The organism is Delftia sp. WSY_12 (assembly GCF_043104645.1).
Taxonomy (GTDB): domain Bacteria; phylum Pseudomonadota; class Gammaproteobacteria; order Burkholderiales; family Burkholderiaceae_C; genus Comamonas; species Comamonas tsuruhatensis.
On sequence record NZ_JBICKW010000007.1, the window covers coordinates 1 to 16,131 of the forward strand.

The 16,131-nt window shown below is 69.8% G+C and carries 13 protein-coding genes and 1 pseudogene; 4 read left to right on the plus strand and 10 right to left on the minus strand.

The window, feature by feature from the left end:
* A pseudogene (locus tag ACF8LI_RS03430) lies at nt 1-488 on the minus strand (phenylacetate--CoA ligase); the annotation flags it as partial.
* A 148-nt stretch (nt 489-636) separates the two neighbouring features.
* Here ACF8LI_RS03430 and paaN point away from each other — a divergent pair.
* The gene (paaN, locus tag ACF8LI_RS03435; protein ID WP_392412035.1) at nt 637-2,295 is read left to right on the plus strand and encodes a phenylacetic acid degradation protein PaaN; all 1,659 of its coding nucleotides are present in this window, start codon (nt 637-639) and stop codon (nt 2,293-2,295) included.
* Nucleotides 2,296-2,310: 15 nt separating this feature from the next.
* On the opposite strand, the gene ACF8LI_RS03440 is transcribed toward paaN, so the two are convergent.
* Complete coding sequence (locus ACF8LI_RS03440) at nt 2,311-2,946, minus strand: TetR/AcrR family transcriptional regulator (protein ID WP_034389704.1); 636 nt, start codon at nt 2,944-2,946, stop codon at nt 2,311-2,313.
* Nucleotides 2,947-3,137: 191 nt separating this feature from the next.
* On the opposite strand from ACF8LI_RS03440, the gene ACF8LI_RS03445 reads away from it, so the two are divergent.
* Nucleotides 3,138-3,821, plus strand: a complete 684-nt coding sequence (locus ACF8LI_RS03445) for a response regulator transcription factor (protein ID WP_013804635.1) — start codon at nt 3,138-3,140, stop codon at nt 3,819-3,821.
* Nucleotides 3,822-3,826: 5 nt separating this feature from the next.
* Nucleotides 3,827-5,785 (plus strand): 7TM diverse intracellular signaling domain-containing protein, encoded by a 1,959-nt coding sequence (locus ACF8LI_RS03450; protein WP_392412038.1) that lies wholly within the window; start codon nt 3,827-3,829, stop codon nt 5,783-5,785.
* Here ACF8LI_RS03450 and ACF8LI_RS03455 read toward each other — a convergent pair.
* Nucleotides 5,754-7,313 (minus strand): serine hydrolase, encoded by a 1,560-nt coding sequence (locus ACF8LI_RS03455; protein ID WP_016449576.1) that lies wholly within the window; start codon nt 7,311-7,313, stop codon nt 5,754-5,756. The genes ACF8LI_RS03450 and ACF8LI_RS03455 overlap by 32 nt on opposite strands.
* Nucleotides 7,314-7,455: 142 nt before the next feature.
* Entirely contained in the window at nt 7,456-8,574 is a 1,119-nt protein-coding gene (gene mnmA / locus ACF8LI_RS03460; protein ID WP_026062033.1) for a tRNA 2-thiouridine(34) synthase MnmA, read from the minus strand.
* A gap of 102 nt (nt 8,575-8,676) precedes the next feature.
* On the opposite strand from mnmA, the gene ACF8LI_RS03465 reads away from it, so the two are divergent.
* Nucleotides 8,677-9,603 carry a LysR substrate-binding domain-containing protein gene (locus ACF8LI_RS03465; RefSeq protein ID WP_392412041.1) on the plus strand — a complete coding sequence of 309 codons (927 nt, stop codon included), beginning with the start codon at nt 8,677-8,679 and terminating at the stop codon, nt 9,601-9,603.
* Between the two features lie 17 nt (nt 9,604-9,620).
* Here the strand turns inward: ACF8LI_RS03465 and ACF8LI_RS03470 are convergent, their stop codons facing one another.
* The 6 genes from ACF8LI_RS03470 to ACF8LI_RS03495 are packed head-to-tail and all read right to left on the minus strand — an operon-like array spanning nt 9,621 to nt 16,078.
* Complete coding sequence (locus ACF8LI_RS03470) at nt 9,621-10,391, minus strand: enoyl-CoA hydratase (protein ID WP_392412043.1); 771 nt, start codon at nt 10,389-10,391, stop codon at nt 9,621-9,623.
* An 11-nt stretch (nt 10,392-10,402) separates the two neighbouring features.
* Nucleotides 10,403-11,416, minus strand: a complete 1,014-nt coding sequence (locus tag ACF8LI_RS03475; protein WP_392412045.1) for a Bug family tripartite tricarboxylate transporter substrate binding protein — start codon at nt 11,414-11,416, stop codon at nt 10,403-10,405.
* Nucleotides 11,417-11,452: 36 nt separating this feature from the next.
* The gene (locus ACF8LI_RS03480; protein WP_392412048.1) at nt 11,453-12,619 is read right to left on the minus strand and encodes a CaiB/BaiF CoA transferase family protein; all 1,167 of its coding nucleotides are present in this window, start codon (nt 12,617-12,619) and stop codon (nt 11,453-11,455) included.
* A 48-nt stretch (nt 12,620-12,667) separates the two neighbouring features.
* Entirely contained in the window at nt 12,668-13,453 is a 786-nt protein-coding gene (locus tag ACF8LI_RS03485) for a citryl-CoA lyase (RefSeq protein ID WP_016449571.1), read from the minus strand.
* A 31-nt stretch (nt 13,454-13,484) separates the two neighbouring features.
* A complete protein-coding gene (locus ACF8LI_RS03490; protein WP_392412050.1) occupies nt 13,485-14,984 on the minus strand; it encodes a class I adenylate-forming enzyme family protein in 1,500 nt (499 codons plus the stop codon).
* Between the two features lie 56 nt (nt 14,985-15,040).
* A complete protein-coding gene (locus ACF8LI_RS03495; protein WP_016449569.1) occupies nt 15,041-16,078 on the minus strand; it encodes a tripartite tricarboxylate transporter substrate binding protein in 1,038 nt (345 codons plus the stop codon).
* Between the last annotated feature and the right edge of the window lie 53 nt (nt 16,079-16,131).

Here is a 16,131-nt window from a genome sequence, read left to right on the forward strand (position 1 = left end):
ACGGTGCAGCCCGCACGCTCGGCACCGTAGTGCGCGCCCAAGCCGCCCGTGAACAGGCCGTAGCCGTAGGCCACATGCACCATGTCGCCAGGCCGCCCGCCCGCCGCGCGGATGGAGCGCGCCACCAGGTTGGCCCAGTTGTCTATGTCATTCAACGTGTAGCCCACGACCGTGGGCTTGCCCGTGGTGCCCGAGGAGGCATGCACGCGCGCCACCTTCTGGCGCGGCACGGCGAACATGCCGAACGGGTAGTTCTCGCGCAGGTCCTTCTTGGTGGTGAAGGGAAAGCGGGCCAGGTCGGACAGCGTGCGCAGGTCGGACGGATGCACGCCCTTTTCGTCGAAGGCGCGGCGGTAGTGCGGCACGTTGTCGTAGGCATGCTGCAGCGACCAGCGCAGGCGCTGCAGCTGCAGCGAGGCGATCTCGTCGCGGCTGGCAGTTTCGATGGGATCGAGTTCGCCGGGGGCGGGGCGCAGGTCTTTGTTCATCGGGGTTCTGGCGTCGTGAGGCAAGGGGTTCAGAATAATTGACCGACCGGACGGTAGGATTATAAGATGCAGCTTTCTTGAGCAACAAGGCTTGTTGTCCGGTACTAACCCTGATAGCGACGCCACATTCCAAACCAGGAGACATCCCATGCCCGCCCACGCCCTCTACGAACGCCACCGCCCTCTGCTCAACGACGCGCTGCAGGCCCTGTCCCGCCGGGGCCACTGGTCGCCCTTCCCCGAAGCGCCCTCGCCCAAGGTGTATGGCGAGACCGCGCAGGCCCAGGGCCACGCCGCCGTGCAGGCGCTGTTCGGCAAGGACTATCCGCTGCGCCAGCCCGGTGAACGCGCCCGCGTGGCCACCGAGCAATCGCCCTATGGCGTGGCCCTGGACATCCGCTACCCCGAGTGCGATGCCCAGGCGCTGGTGGATGCCGCCCAGGCGGCCGAGCCCGCATGGCAGGCGCTCGGACCCCAGGGCCGCACCGGCGTGCTGCTGGAGGCGCTGACGCGCATCCACCAGCGCAGCTTCGAGATCGCGCATGCGGTGATGCTGACCACGGGCCAGGGCGCGATGATGGCCTTCCAGGCCGGCGGCCCCCATGCCCAGGACCGCGCCCTGGAAGCCATTGCCGTGGCCTGGAAGGCCATGGCCGACGTGCCTGCCGAGGCCGTCTGGGAAAAGCCCCAGGGCAAGCATGCGCCCGCCGTGCTGCACAAGCGCTTCGAGATCGTGGGGCGTGGCGTGGCCCTGGTCATCGGCTGCGCCACCTTCCCGACCTGGAACACCTACCCGGGCCTGTTCGCCGCGCTGGCCACGGGCAACCCCGTGATCGTCAAGCCCCACCCCAACGCCGTGCTGCCGGCCGCGCTCACCGTGAGCGTGCTGCGCGATGTGCTGACCGAGCAGGGCCTGGACCCCAACCTCGTGACCCTGGCCGTGAGCGACAAGCCCGAATTGACCCAGGCCCTGGCCACGCACGCCGCCGTGGCCTCCATCGACTTCACCGGCGGCAATGCCTTCGGCCAGTGGCTGCAGTCCAACGCGCCGCAGGCACGCCTGTATGCCGAGATGGCCGGCGTGAACCTGGTGGTGATCGAGTCCACCGATGCCTACGCAGGCATGCTGCGCAATCTGGCCCTGTCACTGTCGCTGTACAGCGGCCAGATGTGCACCACCACGCAGAACCTGCTGGTTCCGGCCGGCGGCATAGAGACTGACCAGGGCCACAAGAGCTTCGAGCAGGTCGGCGCCGATCTGGCCGCCGCCATCGACCAGTTGCTGGCCGATCCCAAGGTGGCCTTCACCGTGCTGGGCGCCATAGGCTCTGCGCAGACCGTGGAGCGCGTGGAACAGGCGGCCACCGTGGGCCGCGCCGTGCGCGCCTCGCAAAAGCTCACCCATCCCGAGTACCCGCAGGCCGAGGTGCGCACGCCCGCGCTGCGCGCGCTGGACGTGGCGGACGCCGCCATCTACGAGCGCGAATGCTTCGGCCCGGTCTCCTACCTGGTGGCCGTGCCCTCGGCCCAGGCCGCGCGCGAGCTGGCCGAGCGCAGCGTGCGCGCGCATGGCGCGATGACCCTGGGCCTGTACTCCACGGATGCGGCCTTTGTCGATGCCGTGGCGGCCTCGGCGCTGCGCTCGCGCGTGGCCCTGTCCATCAATCTCACGCAGGGCGTGATGGTCAACCAGTCGGCAGGCTTCTCGGACTTCCATGCCACGGGCGGCAATCCCGCGGCCAATGCCAGCTACACCACGCTGGCCTTCGTGGCCGACCGCTTCGTGGTCGTGCAGCGCCGGTGGTAAGGGACCGGGCCGAGCCTAGGCCTGGCGGGCCTTGCGCGGCTTCTTGCCATCCGGCACGCTGACCGCGCGCACGCCGCCGAAGAACAGCTGGGACACCATGGTGCCAATGGCGTCATGGTCCAGCGTGCCGCCCGGCTTGAGCCAGGTGAAGGTCCAGTTGATCATGCCGAACAGCAGCATGGCCAGGGGCTTGCCCAGGGCGCTGTCGGCGGGCTCGCCGCGCACCTGGGCAATGGTCTGCGCAAAGGCCGCGACCACGCGGCGCTCCACGTCCAGGATGCGCTGCTGGTCTTCCTCGCGCAGGAAGCGCACGTCCTCGGTCAGCACGCGGTGGGCATTCTGGGCCTGGGCGTACTCCTGGCCGAAGCCGCGGATCAGCGCATGCAGGCGCTGCTCGGGATCGGCATGGGCCTGCAGGGTGTCGTTGACCAGGGCTTCGAGGCGCAGCACATGCTCTTCGGCAATGCGCACGGCCAGGTCGTGCTTGTCGATCACATAGTGGTAGAGCGTGGCCTTGGAGACGCCGCAGGCCGCAGCCACCTCGTTCATGGAGGTGCCCGCATAGCCGCGCTGCGCGAACAGCTGGGCGGCGTGGGAGAGGATCATTTCACGCTGGCCATCGTAGCCAGCAGGGTCACGTACGCGTGCCATGCGGCGGCGTCCTTTCGGTAGGTGTCGTTGCCAGGGTCCGCCCGTGCGGCCCGGGCCGGAATTATGGACGGCGCAGCGGCGCGCGCCCCCACGATTACCAGTTTTCAGGGATATGCAAAGATGCGGGCTTCGCCCACAGTCGGGCGGCCATCCTGCCCCTTTTTACGCCCGCCGCTGCGCACGCCTTTTCCATGCCCGCCCACCTGCTTGTCCCAGAGTCCACGCTTCCGGCCCCGGTGCTGGTGGTGGAGGACGAGCCGCTGATCCGCCAGCGGCTGCAGTCCGTGCTGGGCCAGCTGGGCTACACGCCCGATGCCCTGCTGTTCGCAGGCTCCCTGGCCCAGGCCCGCGCCTGCCTGGCCGAGCCCGTGGCCCTGGCCCTGGTGGACCTGGGCCTGCCCGACGGCAGCGGCATCGACCTGATCGCCGAGATGCGCAGCGCAGACCCGGCCGTGGGCATCCTGGTGATCTCGGCCTGGAGCACGGAGGATGCCATCCTCGCGGCGCTGCGCGCAGGCGCCACCGGCTATGTGCTCAAGGAGCGCGACGACCTGGAAGTGTCGCTGTCCATCCGCAGCGTGCTGCGCGGCGGCGCGCCCATCGACCCCTTCATCGCGCGCCGCGTGATCGCCGAGCTGCAGGGCGCGGCACCGGCCACGCCGGAGAGCAGCGGCACCGAGTCCACGCTGAGCGCGCGCGAAAGCCAGATCCTGCGCCTGGTGGCCGATGGCCTGACCAACCGCGAGATCGCCGAGCAGCTGCACCTGTCGCGCTACACGGTGGAATGCCACATCAAGCACATCTACCGCAAGCTGGCCGTGTCCTCGCGCACGCGCGCCGTCAACACGGCACGCGTGCGCGGATTGCTGGGCTGACGGCCATGGGCGGGTGGCGCCGGTGGTTCGGCCCGGTGCGGCACTTCGCCCTGGGCCTCGCCCTGAGCCTTGCGTTTCTCCTGTGCAGTACCTGCGCCTTGGCCCAGGCCTGCCTGCCGCAGATCCTGTCCATCCAGTCCGCCAAGGCCGCAGGCCAGGGACCGCCGCCCATCGCCAGCGCGGTACGCGACTGGCACAACGTGACCCTGCCCGACCACTGGCTGGACCGCTGGCCCGGCTACAGCGGCGCCGTCTGGTACCGCATCGACTGGCAACGCGGCTGCGCTCACCCCGCTGCCGCCGATCCCGTGGCGCTGGCCCTGCACTCCATGGTCATGGCCGGCGAGGTCTTCGTGAACGGCGACCTGCTGTGGCGCGACCGGCACCTGGTCGAGCCCCTGTCGCGCAGCTGGAACATGCCGCGCTTTTGGCTGCTGCCCGAATCCGCCCTGCATGCGGGCACCAACAGCGTGTGGATACGCGTGCACGGCCTGGCCGAGCAGACGCCGGGCCTGGGCGAGGTGCGCCTGGGCGAGCCCGAGGCGCTGCGCCAGTGGCACGAGCAGACCTGGTGGAACCAGCGCACGCTGTTTGCCATGAACATCGTGGTCTCGCTGGTGCTGGGCGTGCTGTTCGCCTTTGCCTGGCTGCAGCGGCGCGCCAGCAAGGCCTTTGGCTGGTACGCGCTCAATGCCTTCTGCTGGGCGCTGTTCCTGGCCAATATCCTGGCCACCGAGGCCTGGCCCTTCCCCGACACCCTGGCCGTGGCACGCGGCAATTTGCTGGTCTTTTTGCTGTTCAGCCAGAGCTTTTGCCTGTTCACCTGGCGCTTCGGAAAACTGCATCTGCCCCGGCTGGAAAAGCTGCTGTGGGCGCTGACGCTGGCCGGCATGGCCGCCGCCATCTTCGCGCCCTGGTGGCTGGTGGACGGCGTGCTGCACATCGGCCTGGTGTACTTCGGCATCTGCGTGGCCGTGTCGCTGCACTTTCCGCTGCACGCCTGGCGCACGCGCGAGCCGGGCCACCTGGTCTACGCGGCCTGCCTGCTGGTCTTCCTGTGCGCGGGCCTGCACGACATGCTGGCGCTCAAGAAGGTGATTGGCCCCGCCACGCCCTGGATGCCCTATACCGCGCCGCTGACCATGCTGGCCCTGTCCATGGTGCTGGGCCGGCGGTTCGTGCTCAGCATGCGCCGCATCGAGCAGTTCAACCAGGAGCTGACCGACAGCGTGGCGCGTGCCTGCGACGAGCTCGGCGGCACGCTGGCGCGCGAGCATGCGCTGGCGCTCAGCCACTCGCGGCTGCAGGAACGGATGCAGCTGGCGCACGACCTGCACGACAGCCTGGGCGGCTCCCTGGTGCGCTCCATCGCCATGGTGGAGCAGGCGGGCGGCCCCATGCACAACCGCCAGTTCCTGTCCGTGCTCAAGCTGCTGCGCGACGACCTGCGCCAGATGATCGACAGCGGCACCAGCGTCTCCGTCACCGTGCCGGACACGCCCCAGGCCTGGATCGCGCCGCTGCGCCACCGCTTTGCCAGCCTGTTCGACGCGCTGGACATGCAGTCCGACTGGCAGGTGCCGGCCGCCTGGCCGCAGCCGCCCGGTGCGCTGCAGTGCCTGGCGCTGACGCGCGTGCTGGAGGAAGCGCTGGCCAATGTGATCAAGCACAGCCGCGCCCAGTGCGTGCAGGTGCAGTTGCAGTGGCCCGAGCCGCATTGGCTGATGCTGCGCATCACCGACGACGGCGCAGGCTTTGACGTGGCCGCCGTGCAGCAGGCCGGCATGGGCGTGGGCCTGCGCAGCATGCAGGCGCGCCTGCAGCGCCTGGGCGGCCATCTGGACATGGATTCAGAGCCCAGCGCCACCGTGCTGGCCGCCTGGCTGCCCGTGCCCGGCGATCACCTGCACAACGGCACGGAGCAGGACACCCTCAGCGGGAAAAGCGCCCTATCCCCGCACTGACGCCGGCCGGGGTCAGCACATCGTCGAAATACTCCAGCGTGAGCTGGTTGCCGTCGAACGTGGCCTTGGACAGGCTGCCCGGCGAATCGCCCTCGGGCACGAAGCTGAAGACCTCGCCATCCCAGTGGCTGAGCAGCATGCGCTGCGAACCCAGGCTGACCTGCAGTCCACCGCCACCCGTCTGCAGGCTGACCTGGGCCGGCCCGTAGAAGCGGTTGGCGTAGCTGCCCACATAGGCGCCCAGCGGCCGGGGCGGTCGGGGGAAAGGGGGCCGGGTCTTGCCTGCCAGCTCGCCATGCGGCTGCATGATGGGCGCCAGCCGCTTGGTCCAGATGCTCTCCCAGTCCTGGCGCTGGCGGCCCCATTCGACCTGGTCCAGGAACTGCGAGACCACGATCTCGGGCACGCCGATGGGCATGCCGTTGGTCAGCACCACGATGCCCAGCTTGAGCTCGGGCATGACGGTGAAGCTGGTCGCGCTGCCCGTGCCGAAGGCACCCGAGTGGCTGTAGGTGGTGCGCCCCGCCTCGGACACGCCCACGTTGAAGCCGAAGCCGTAGTAGCGGGCGGGCTCGCCGTTGCCGGCCGGCGACTGCAGCATCTGCGGCGACAGCGCCGTGCGCAGCGCCTGCGCATCGACCACCTGGCGGCCCTCGAAGCGGCCCTCGTCCAGCAGCATGGTCATCCAGCGCGCCATGTCGCGCACCGTGGAGCTGACGCCGCCGGCGGCCGACTGCGCATCGGGCCGGCGCACCGGCCCCGTCTGCCACACGCCATTGACGCGCAGGTGGCCGGCCGCGCGGTTGGCGCGCGCCTCGAAATCGGCAAACAGCGAGCTGGTCTGCGTCATGCCCAGCGGGCCGTAGACGGCCTGCTGCGATAGCGCCGCCCAGGACTGGCCTGCGATGGCGGCCACCGCCTCGGCACCCGTGGTCAGGCCGAAGTTGCTGTAGGCGTACTGGGTGCCCACGGGCCGCAGCGGCAGGTAGCGCAGGCGCTCCAGGATCTGGCGCTGGCTGTAGCCCAGCTCCTCCAGCGCATCGCCGGCCTGGCCGGGCAGGCCCGAGCGGTGGGCATACATGTCGCCCACGGTGATGCGCTGGGCGGCATCGGCATCCTCCAGCGTCCACCAGGGCAGGCCCTGCTGCACGCGCGTGTCCCAGGACACGCGGCGCTGGCCCACCTGCTGCGCCACCACGGTGGCGCCCACGGACTTGGAGACGGAGGCGAGCTGGAACACCGTGTCCGCATCCACGGCCAGCGACGAGCCCAGACGGCGCACGCCCATGCCCTGGGCATAGACCAGGCGCCCTTCATGCACCACCGCCACGGCCACGCCGGGCACGCCCGTGCGCCGCATCTGCGCGCGCACCTGGCCGTCGAGTTGATCGAGCGCACGCTTGACGCGGTCCGTCACGGGCGGATCGATGGGATCGCCCCAGGACACCTCGCCGTTGCATCCGGCCGTGGCCACGGCGCCCAGGGCCGCTCCCAGAAAATGCCGGCGCGCAAGAATCGATGAAGCCATGGGGTCTCCTGTGGTGCTGTCGTGAAGAACAAAAGGAAAAAGAAAAAGGGGCGGTTGTGCCGCCCCCCGTGACGATAGCAAAACGCGACGGGCCGAATCCTGCCCGGCATCAATGCCGCATCAGTGCCGCGTCAGTGCTGCATCACTGCGGATCCACCGCCGCGATGATGCCGCCGCCCAGGCACACGTCGCCGTCGTAGAGCACGGCCGACTGGCCGGGCGTGACGGCCCATTGCGGCTCGGGAAAATCCAGCCGGAAGCCCTCGGGCGTGGCGCCCGAGATCAGGGCCGGCGAGTCGGGCTGGCGGTAGCGCGTCTTGGAGCCGTAGGCCTTGCCCTCGGCGGGCGCGTGGCCGGCCACCCAGCTGACCTGGTCGGCCAGCAGCGACTGCGACAGCAGCCAGGGATGGTCATGGCCCTGCACCACGCGCAGCGTGTTGGTGTCCAGCTCCTTGCGCGCCACGAACCAGGGCTCATGGTCGCCGCCGCCGCGCGGCGCGCCCTTTTCCTTGACGCCGCCGATGCCCAGGCCCGAGCGCTGGCCCAGCGTGTAGAACGACAGGCCCACATGCTTGCCCAGCTTGCGGTTGCGGTCGTCGAGGATGTTGCCGGGCTCCTTGCTGATGTAGCGGTTCAGGAAGTCGCGGAACGGCCGCTCTCCGATGAAGCAGATGCCCGTGGAGTCCTTCTTCTTCGCGTTGGGCAGGCCGATCTCCTCGGCAATGCGGCGCACCTCGGTCTTCTTCAGCTCGCCCACGGGGAACATGGACCTGGACAGCTGGGCCTGGTTGAGGCGGTGCAGGAAGTAGCTCTGGTCCTTGGCCGGGTCCAGCCCCTTGAGCAGCTCGAACAGCTGCGTGTCGGGGTTCTGGCGCACGCGGGCGTAGTGGCCCGTGGCGATCTTCTCGGCGCCCAGGCGCATGGCGTGGTCCAGGAAGGCCTTGAACTTGATCTCGGCATTGCACAGCACATCGGGGTTGGGCGTGCGGCCGGCCTGGTACTCGCGCAGGAACTCGGCGAAGACGCGGTCCTTGTACTCGGAGGCGAAGTTCACATGCTCGATCTCGATGCCGACCACGTCGGCCACGGCGGCGGCATCGACGAAATCGACATTGGACGAGCAGTATTCGCTGTCGTCGTCATCTTCCCAGTTCTTCATGAAGATGCCGACCACTTCATGGCCCTGTTGCTTGAGGAGATGGGCCGTGACAGCGGAGTCCACACCGCCCGACAGGCCCACCACGACGCGGTGTTTAGTCATGGCAGCGATTATCCCAGCGCCCTTCAAAGGCTGCGCGCCACGGGCTTTGCAGCCCTGCGCCAGCAGGAATAATGGCCCTCCTGCCCCCTAGGAAACGCCCGCATGCGCTACGACCTGACCGATCTCAAGCTGTTCATGGCCATCGCCCAGGCCGGCAATCTCTCGCGTGCCAGCCAGGCGCGGCACCTGACGCCCTCGGCCGCCAGCCAGCGTCTGCGCAATCTGGAGCAGGCCCTGGGCTGCCAGCTGTTCACGCGCGAGCACAAGGGCATGCGGCTGACCGAGGAAGGCCACGCCATGCTCGAGCATGCGCGCGGCGTGTTCGCCGCCATCGACGGCATGGAGGCCGAGGCCGCCCTGCTGGGCAGCAGCCTGCAGGGCAAGGCAACGCTGGCGGCCAACAGCTCCTCGCTGCACGGCTTCATCGGCCCGCACATCGGCGAGTTCCTGACCGCCTTTCCCGAGGTGAACCTCACCCTGGTGGAGCAGACCAGCGAGACGATTGCCGCCAGAGTGGCCGAGGGCGAGGCCGACCTGGGCGTCTACGCGGGCGAGCCCATGGCGGGCGCCGTGGCCTGCGAGACCTTTGCACAGGACCGCCTGGTGGTGATCGCCCCGCCCGGCCATCCGCTGGTGCCCCAGCCGGGCGAGAGGCCAGAGGACGGCGAAGGCCCTTCCTGCCGCTTCTTCGACACCCTGGCCCATGCCTTCGTGGGCATGGCGCTGACCAGCAGCAACTACGCCTTTCTGCGCGAGCTGGCCAAGCGCCATGGCCGGCCGCTGCGCTGCCGCATCCACGTGGACGATTTCACCTCCATCGTGCGGCTGGTCTCGCAGGGCGTGGGCCTGGCCATCATTCCGCACAGCATCTACCGCAGGCTCGGCACCGCGCATGCGGTGGCCTGCCTGCCGCTGGAGGAAACCTGGGCACGGCGCCCGCTGCAGCTGGTGCGCTCCAGCGAACGGCCGCTGACGCCCACCGCGCAGCGGCTGCGCAGCTTTCTGAAAGGGCTGGCCGACAAGGCCTAGCCCGGCCCGGCCTGGGTTCAGTGCTGGGCCTTGGCCTGCTTGCGCTCCAGGAAGGCATTCATGTGGTGCTGCGGCTCGCCCGTGTTGAAGGCCGCGCCGAACTCGGCCACGCTGTCGGTGATGGCCGAGTCCACGCCCATGCCTTCCCAGCGGCGCAGCAGGCGCTTTTGCTGGCGCAGCGCCTCGATGCCGATCCCGCCCAGCCCCTCGGCAATCTGCGCGATGCGCGCATCGAGCTGGTCGCCGGGCACGCATTCGTTGAGCAGGCCCCAGCGCTCGGCCTGCAGGGCGCCGATGTTCTCGCCCGTGAGCAGCAGCCAGCTGGCGCGCGTGCCGCCGATCTGCGCGGGCATCATGGCCGCGTGGATCACCGAGGGAATGCCGACCTTGACCTCGGGCATGCCCACCACGGCATCATCGGCCGCGATGCGCAGGTCGGCCGCCATGGCCAGCTCCAGCCCGCCGCCCAGCGTATGGCCCTGCAGCCGGGCGATCACGGGCACGGGGAAATGCCGCACCGCGTTGCACAGGTCGCGCAGCCCGCTGATGAAGGCGCGTGCCGAGGCGGCGTTGAGCGACGCCATCTCGCGGATGTCGGCCCCCGCCACGAAGGCGCGCGTGCCCGATCCGCGCAGCACCAGGCAGTGCAGATCGGGGTGCTCGGCCAGCTCGGCCAATTGCGCGGTCAGCGCGCGGATCACGGGCGTGCCCAGGATGTTCAGCGGCCCGCCGCCGGTGATGGTGAGCACGGCGGTCTGCGGGGTGGGAAAGGTCACTTGTGCATGCACGGCAGATCTCCTCAAAGTTTCTCGAATCCGATGTCGCGGATCAGCTGGGACCAGGCGCGGTTGGAGCGCTCCACCGTCTGCCTGAACTGCGCAGGCTCCTGGAAGTCCACGACGGCGCCCTGCTGCTCGATGGTCTTGATCAGCTCGGGCTTTTGCAAGGTCTTGCGCATGGCTTCGCTGAGCCTGGCAAGAATGGCGGGATCGAGCCTGGCAGGCGCGCCCAGGCCGTACCAGGACATGTCGTTCATGGGCTTGAGCCCGGCCTCGGCATAGGTGGGCACGCCGGGCAGGGCCGGCAGGCGCACGGGGCTGGACACGGCCAGCGCACGCAGCTGGCCGCCTGCGATCAGCGCGCCAGAGGACGGCATGTTGTCGAACACCACATCGAGCTGCCCCGCCATCAGGTCGTTGAGCGCCGGCCCCAGGCCCTTGTAGGGCACATGGGTGAGGGTGGTGCCCGTGGTGCTGCCGAACAGCGCACCGCTCAGGTGGCTGAGCCCGCCATTGCCCGAGGAGCCGTAGTTAAGCCGGCCCGGCGCGGCGCGCGCCGCGTCGCTCACATCCCTGGCGCTCTTGTAGGCCGAGCCTGCGCTGACCACCATCACGCCCGGCACATTGGCGATGTTGGTGATGGGGGTGAAGTCCTTCACCGGGTCATACGCGGGCTTGGCGTAGACGTTGGGGTTCACCGCATGCGAGCTCTCCACCATCATCACCAGGGTGTAGCCGTCGGCCGGCTGCTTGGCCGCATAGGCCGAGCCCGTGCTGCCGCCCGCGCCGGGGCGGTTTTCCACCACCACGGGCTGGCCCAGCGTCTCGCCCAGATAGCGGGCCGCCACGCGCGCGATCACATCGGTGGCGCCGCCCACCGCATAGGGCACTACCAGGCGTACGGGCCGGTCGGGATAGCTTCCTGCCCCTGCCGCCCCGGCCGCCCCTGCCGCCCCCGCTGCATACGCCAGCGGCATCCCCGCCAACGCGGCGGCTGCCACGGCGGCCTTCAGTGCTTTCATGCGTTTCGTCATCCTTGTCTCCTTCTTGGCTTGTCGATGTCTAGGGATTCAGAGGTCCTGCGGCGCCGCACCGAGCACGGGCGGCGGCGGCACCTGGGCGCCGCCGCCGGCCGGCACCATGGGGTTGCGCACCAGCTTCAGCGTGCCCAGCTGCGGGTGCTCCACCGTCTGCAGCATCTGGCGGTGCCGGACCTGCGGATGGGCGAAGACCTGCTCCATGGTGTTGATGCAGCCCCAGGGCACCTGGGCGGTGTCCAGCGCATCGGTCAGGGCCTGCAGCGGCCAGCGGCCCAGCGCCGCGCGCAGCAGCGGGCGCAGCTGCGCCATGCCGGTCAGGCGCGCGGCATTGGTGGCAAAGCGCGCGTCCAGGTGCCAGTCCGTGCCCAGCACGGAGCACAGGGCGGCGAACTGCCCGTCATTGCCGATGGCCAGGATGAAATGCCCGTCTGCGCAGGCAAACACCTCGTAGGGCGCGCAATTGGGATGGGCGTTGCCCGTGCGGCGCGGGTTCTCGCCGCTGACCAGGTAGTTGGCCGCCTGGTTGGCATTCATGGCCACGGCCACGTCCAGCAGGGCCAGGTCGATGTGCTGGCCGCGCCCCGTGCGCTGGCGCTGCACCACGGCCGCCAGCACGGCGCTGGTGGCATACATGCCCGTCATCAGGTCCACCACGGCCACGCCCGTGCGCAGCGGGCCCGCGCCCTCCTCGCCATCGGCCACGCCCGTGTAGCCCATGAGGCCGCCCAGCCCCTGGAACACATAGTCGTAGCCGGGCTTGTGCGCAAACGGGCCGCTCTGGCCGAAGCCCGTGATCGACAGGTAGATCAGCCCGGGGTTGATGGCGGCCAGCGCCGCGTAGTCCAGCCCGTGGCGCGCCAGCGCGCCGGCCTTGTAGTTTTCCACCAGCACGTCGGCATCGCGGATCTGGCGCAGCAGCCAGGCATGCGAGGCCGGCTCGGTGAAGTCCAGCGCCACCGAATGCTTGCCGCGGTTGCAGGACAGGAAGTAGGCCGACACGGCCTCGCCACCGGGCGCCTGCACGAAGGGCGGGCCCCAGGCGCGCGTGTCGTCGCCCGTGCCGGGACGCTCGATCTTGAGTACCGATGCGCCCAGGTCGGCAAGGTTCTGGGTGCACCAGGGTCCCGCCAGGATGCGGGACAGGTCCACCACGCGCAGGCCGTCGAGGGCGCCGGACAATCCATGGGTTTGTTGCATGGACTCCATGCTCGCGGCATGGCGCGCGGTGGTCCATCGGTCATTGCTTCACGCAGCGTTCGCGGAAACTGCATGCCCCGCGTAGGGGATGGCCTCCTCCACCGTTTCCCAGATGAACCGGCCCGACGGGCTTTGCTGCTCCTCCACCACATGCGCCACCAGCCCGGCCGCCCGCGAGATGACGGCAAAGCCGCGCATCACGGCCGTGGGCACGCCGATCTCGCCCAGCAGGGCGGCCACGGCCCCCGTGGCATTGATGGTGATGGGCCGGCCCGCCGCGGCGTCCACGGCGGCGGACAGGGTTTCGAGCGCGCGGATTCTGCTGCCCGCCAGTTCGGGTTCGGCGCGGCCCATGTCCAGCAGCTTGTAGGCGCGCGGGTCCACGGGCTTGTGCAGGTGGTGGCCAAAGCCGGGCACGGGGCTTTTCAACGCCTTGTGGTGCCGGGCGATGGCGCGGGCCTCGGCCTCGGGGTCGGCGGCGGCGGCGATGCGGTCGAGCAGCGCGGCGCAGTTCTCCATGGTGCCCACGAAGGAGCTGCCCACGGCCAGCAGGCCGGCCGAGACGGCGCCCTGCAGGTTCTCGGGCGCGCTCATGTAGATGAGGCGCGTGGCGATGGCGCTGGGCGTGAGGCCATGCTCCATGAGCACGATGAGCACCACATCGGCGATGCGCAGGTCCACGGGGCGCGGCGTGCGGCCCAGGATCTGCATCAGCATCACCTCGGTGAAGGTCTTCTTGCCCATCAGGTCCTCGACCAGGTCGGCATCGCGGTAATGCAGGCTGGTGAGGGTGTGGGTGCACAGGCGGGTGACGGGGGGTTGGTGCGTGGCCATGGCCAGGGTCTCCTTGTGATGGTGTTCGGGATCAGCGGGGTGCTAGCGCAAGCTCGCGCACGGCCGTCTTGAGCAGCTTGCCCACGGGCGAGCGCGGCAGGCTGGCGTGAAAGTGGATGCGCTTGGGTGTCTGCACGGGGCCCAGGCGCTGGCGCACGAAGGCGATCAGCTCGGCCTCGTCCGGCCGCTGGTCGGGGCGCAGTTCGGCGCGCAATTGCACGGCGGCCTGCACGGCCTCGCCCCAATGGTCGTCGGGGATGCCGAAGACCACGCACTCATGCACGGCCGGGTGCTGGCCCAGGGCGTTTTCCACATCCACGGGATAGACGTTGAAGCCGCCCGTGATGACCAGGTCCTTCAGGCGGTCCTTGAGGTGCAGGTAGCCCTGCGCATCGATCAGGCCCCGGTCCCCCGTGTGCAGCCAGCCGTTCACCAGGGTCTCGGCCGTCTTGCCGGGCAGGCGCCAGTAGCCGCTCATCAGCAGATCGCCGCGCGCCACGACCTCGCCCACCTCGCCCCGGGGCAGCAGGCGGCCGTCGGGCGCCATGATGGCCAGGTCGCTGAACCAGGTGGTCCGGCCCACGGAGGTCCACAGGCCTTCGTCCTCGAAGTCCTCGGGCCGCATGGCCGTGAGGATCTGCGGCGCCTCGGTCTGGCCATAGGTGGTGGCCAGCACGGGGCCGAAGAATGCGCGCACCTGGCGGATTTTCTCGGGCGGCATGGCGGCGCCGCCGTAGATGAGGCGGCGCAGGGCGGGGAAGTCCGCACGGCTGGCGCCCGGCAGCGCCATCAGCATGTAGATCAGGGTGGGCGGCATGAAGCACACGGTGCCGCCGCGCAGGGCAAAGGCGCTGCGCACGGCCTCGGCACCCGCACCGTCGAGCAGCACATGGCAGCCGCCCTGCGCCAGGATGGGCAGCAGGTAGGTGGACGTGCCATGCGTGATGGGCGCGGCCATGACGTAGCGGTCATGCTCATCGAACCCCCAGGCCTGGATCTGGTTGGCAATGCCGGCCATCCAGGCGCGGCAGGGCTGCATCACGCCCTTGGGCAGGCCCGTGGTGCCGCCCGTGAACTTGATGGCCTGGATGGCATCGGCGGGCAGGTCGGGCACCACGGGAACGGCGCCACTTTGCGCCTGCTCCAGCGCCGCCGTGCCCTCGCCCAGCACCAGGTGGATGCCCGGCGCCCCTTGCACCAGTGCAGCGCCGCCCACATCGCACAGCACGATGGAAGGCTCGGTGGCATCGATGATGCGGCGCACCTCGGACTGCGTGCTCTTGGGATTGAGCGGCACCCAGACCTTGCCGCTGGCCATCACCGCCAGCAGGGCGGCGATATGGTCTGCGCTGTTGCCCGCGCAGATGCCCACGCGGCTTTGCACGGCGGGCTCCAGCGCCTGCAGGCCGGCCGCCAGCGCGGCCACCTTGCGGGCCAGCGCGTCATAGCGGATGCAGCCGCCCGGTGCGTCGATGGCGATGCGCTGCGGCCAGCGTTCGGCCGCGCGCCAGAAAAAATCAATGGGTTGCATGGGGGTCGTCTCCTTGTGGGGCGGTTGTGTTGAGCTTTTGCCGAACGTGTGCCGAACTACTGGGCGGTGGCGCCCGAGGCCTTGACCACCTCGCGCCAGCGCTTGATCTCCGACGCCGCAAAGCTGCGCATCTGCGCCGGGGTGCCGGGCTCGGGCGTGGCGGCCATCTCGCCCAGGCGCTGGCGCAGCTCGGGTGCGGCCAGGGCGGTGTTCAGGGCATGGTTCAGGCGCTCGATCACGGCGGGCGGCGTGCCCGCAGGGGCGGCCAGGCCGAACCACGACTGCACGTCGAAGCCCGCATAGCCCGACTCCGCCAGCGTGGGCACATCGGGCAGCAGCGCCGAGCGCCGGGCGCTGGTGATGGCGATCGCGCGCAGCTTGCCGGCCTGCACATGGGGCAGGGCCGAGGGCGCGTTGTCGAACATGGAATCCACCTGCCCACCCAGCAGGTCGGTGATGGCCGGTGCGCTGCCCCGGTAGGGCACGTGCAGCATGCGCAGGCCCGACAGCTGACGGAACATCTCGCCCGACAGGTGGATCGACGAGCCGCTGCCCGACGAGGCGAAGCTGATGCCCTGCGCACTCTGCCGGGCATGGCGCACATAGTCGGCCACGTTCTGTATGGGCAGGCGCGGGTTGACCACGAGGATGTTGGGAATCTTGGCGATCAGGCCGATGGGCTCGAAGTCCTTGACCGGGTCATAGCCGAGCCGGGGGTAGAGCGAGGCATTGATGGTGTTGGCAATGGTGTAGACATACAGCGTGTAGCCGTCCGCAGGCGCCCGCGCCACGGCTTCGGCGCCCACATTGCTGTTGGCGCCCGTGCGGTTGTCCACCACCACACTCTGGCCCAGCTGCTCGCCCATCCTGGCGGCCACCAGGCGTGCGATCACGTCGGTGGCGCCACCGGCCGCATAGCCCACCACCAGCCGCACGGGCCGGGCCGGCCAGGCCGCCGGCTGCGCCAGCACGGGCGCGGGCGCCAACGCCACGGTCGCGACGGTCGCGGCGGCCATGCCGGCCAGTGCGCAGGTGAAGGAACAGGCCAGCAGGCGCCGGCGCGCCCACGGATTGAAACGGGCAGGGGTTGTCATGTCTTGTCTCCAGGTGATCGTTCTGATGTCCGCTGATGTCCGCTGATGTCTGC

Coding starts and splice junctions, on each gene's coding strand:
- paaN (WP_392412035.1), top strand. CDS start 637: ATGCCCGCCCACGCCCTCTACGAACGCCACCGCCCTCTGCTCAACGAC.
- ACF8LI_RS03440 (WP_034389704.1), bottom strand. CDS start 2,946: ATGGCACGCGTACGTGACCCTGCTGGCTACGATGGCCAGCGTGAAATG.
- ACF8LI_RS03445 (WP_013804635.1), top strand. CDS start 3,138: ATGCCCGCCCACCTGCTTGTCCCAGAGTCCACGCTTCCGGCCCCGGTG.
- ACF8LI_RS03450 (WP_392412038.1), top strand. CDS start 3,827: ATGGGCGGGTGGCGCCGGTGGTTCGGCCCGGTGCGGCACTTCGCCCTG.
- ACF8LI_RS03455 (WP_016449576.1), bottom strand. CDS start 7,313: ATGGCTTCATCGATTCTTGCGCGCCGGCATTTTCTGGGAGCGGCCCTG.
- mnmA (WP_026062033.1), bottom strand. CDS start 8,574: ATGACTAAACACCGCGTCGTGGTGGGCCTGTCGGGCGGTGTGGACTCC.
- ACF8LI_RS03465 (WP_392412041.1), top strand. CDS start 8,677: ATGCGCTACGACCTGACCGATCTCAAGCTGTTCATGGCCATCGCCCAG.
- ACF8LI_RS03475 (WP_392412045.1), bottom strand. CDS start 11,416: ATGACGAAACGCATGAAAGCACTGAAGGCCGCCGTGGCAGCCGCCGCG.
- ACF8LI_RS03480 (WP_392412048.1), bottom strand. CDS start 12,619: ATGCAACAAACCCATGGATTGTCCGGCGCCCTCGACGGCCTGCGCGTG.
- ACF8LI_RS03485 (WP_016449571.1), bottom strand. CDS start 13,453: ATGGCCACGCACCAACCCCCCGTCACCCGCCTGTGCACCCACACCCTC.
- ACF8LI_RS03490 (WP_392412050.1), bottom strand. CDS start 14,984: ATGCAACCCATTGATTTTTTCTGGCGCGCGGCCGAACGCTGGCCGCAG.
- ACF8LI_RS03495 (WP_016449569.1), bottom strand. CDS start 16,078: ATGACAACCCCTGCCCGTTTCAATCCGTGGGCGCGCCGGCGCCTGCTG.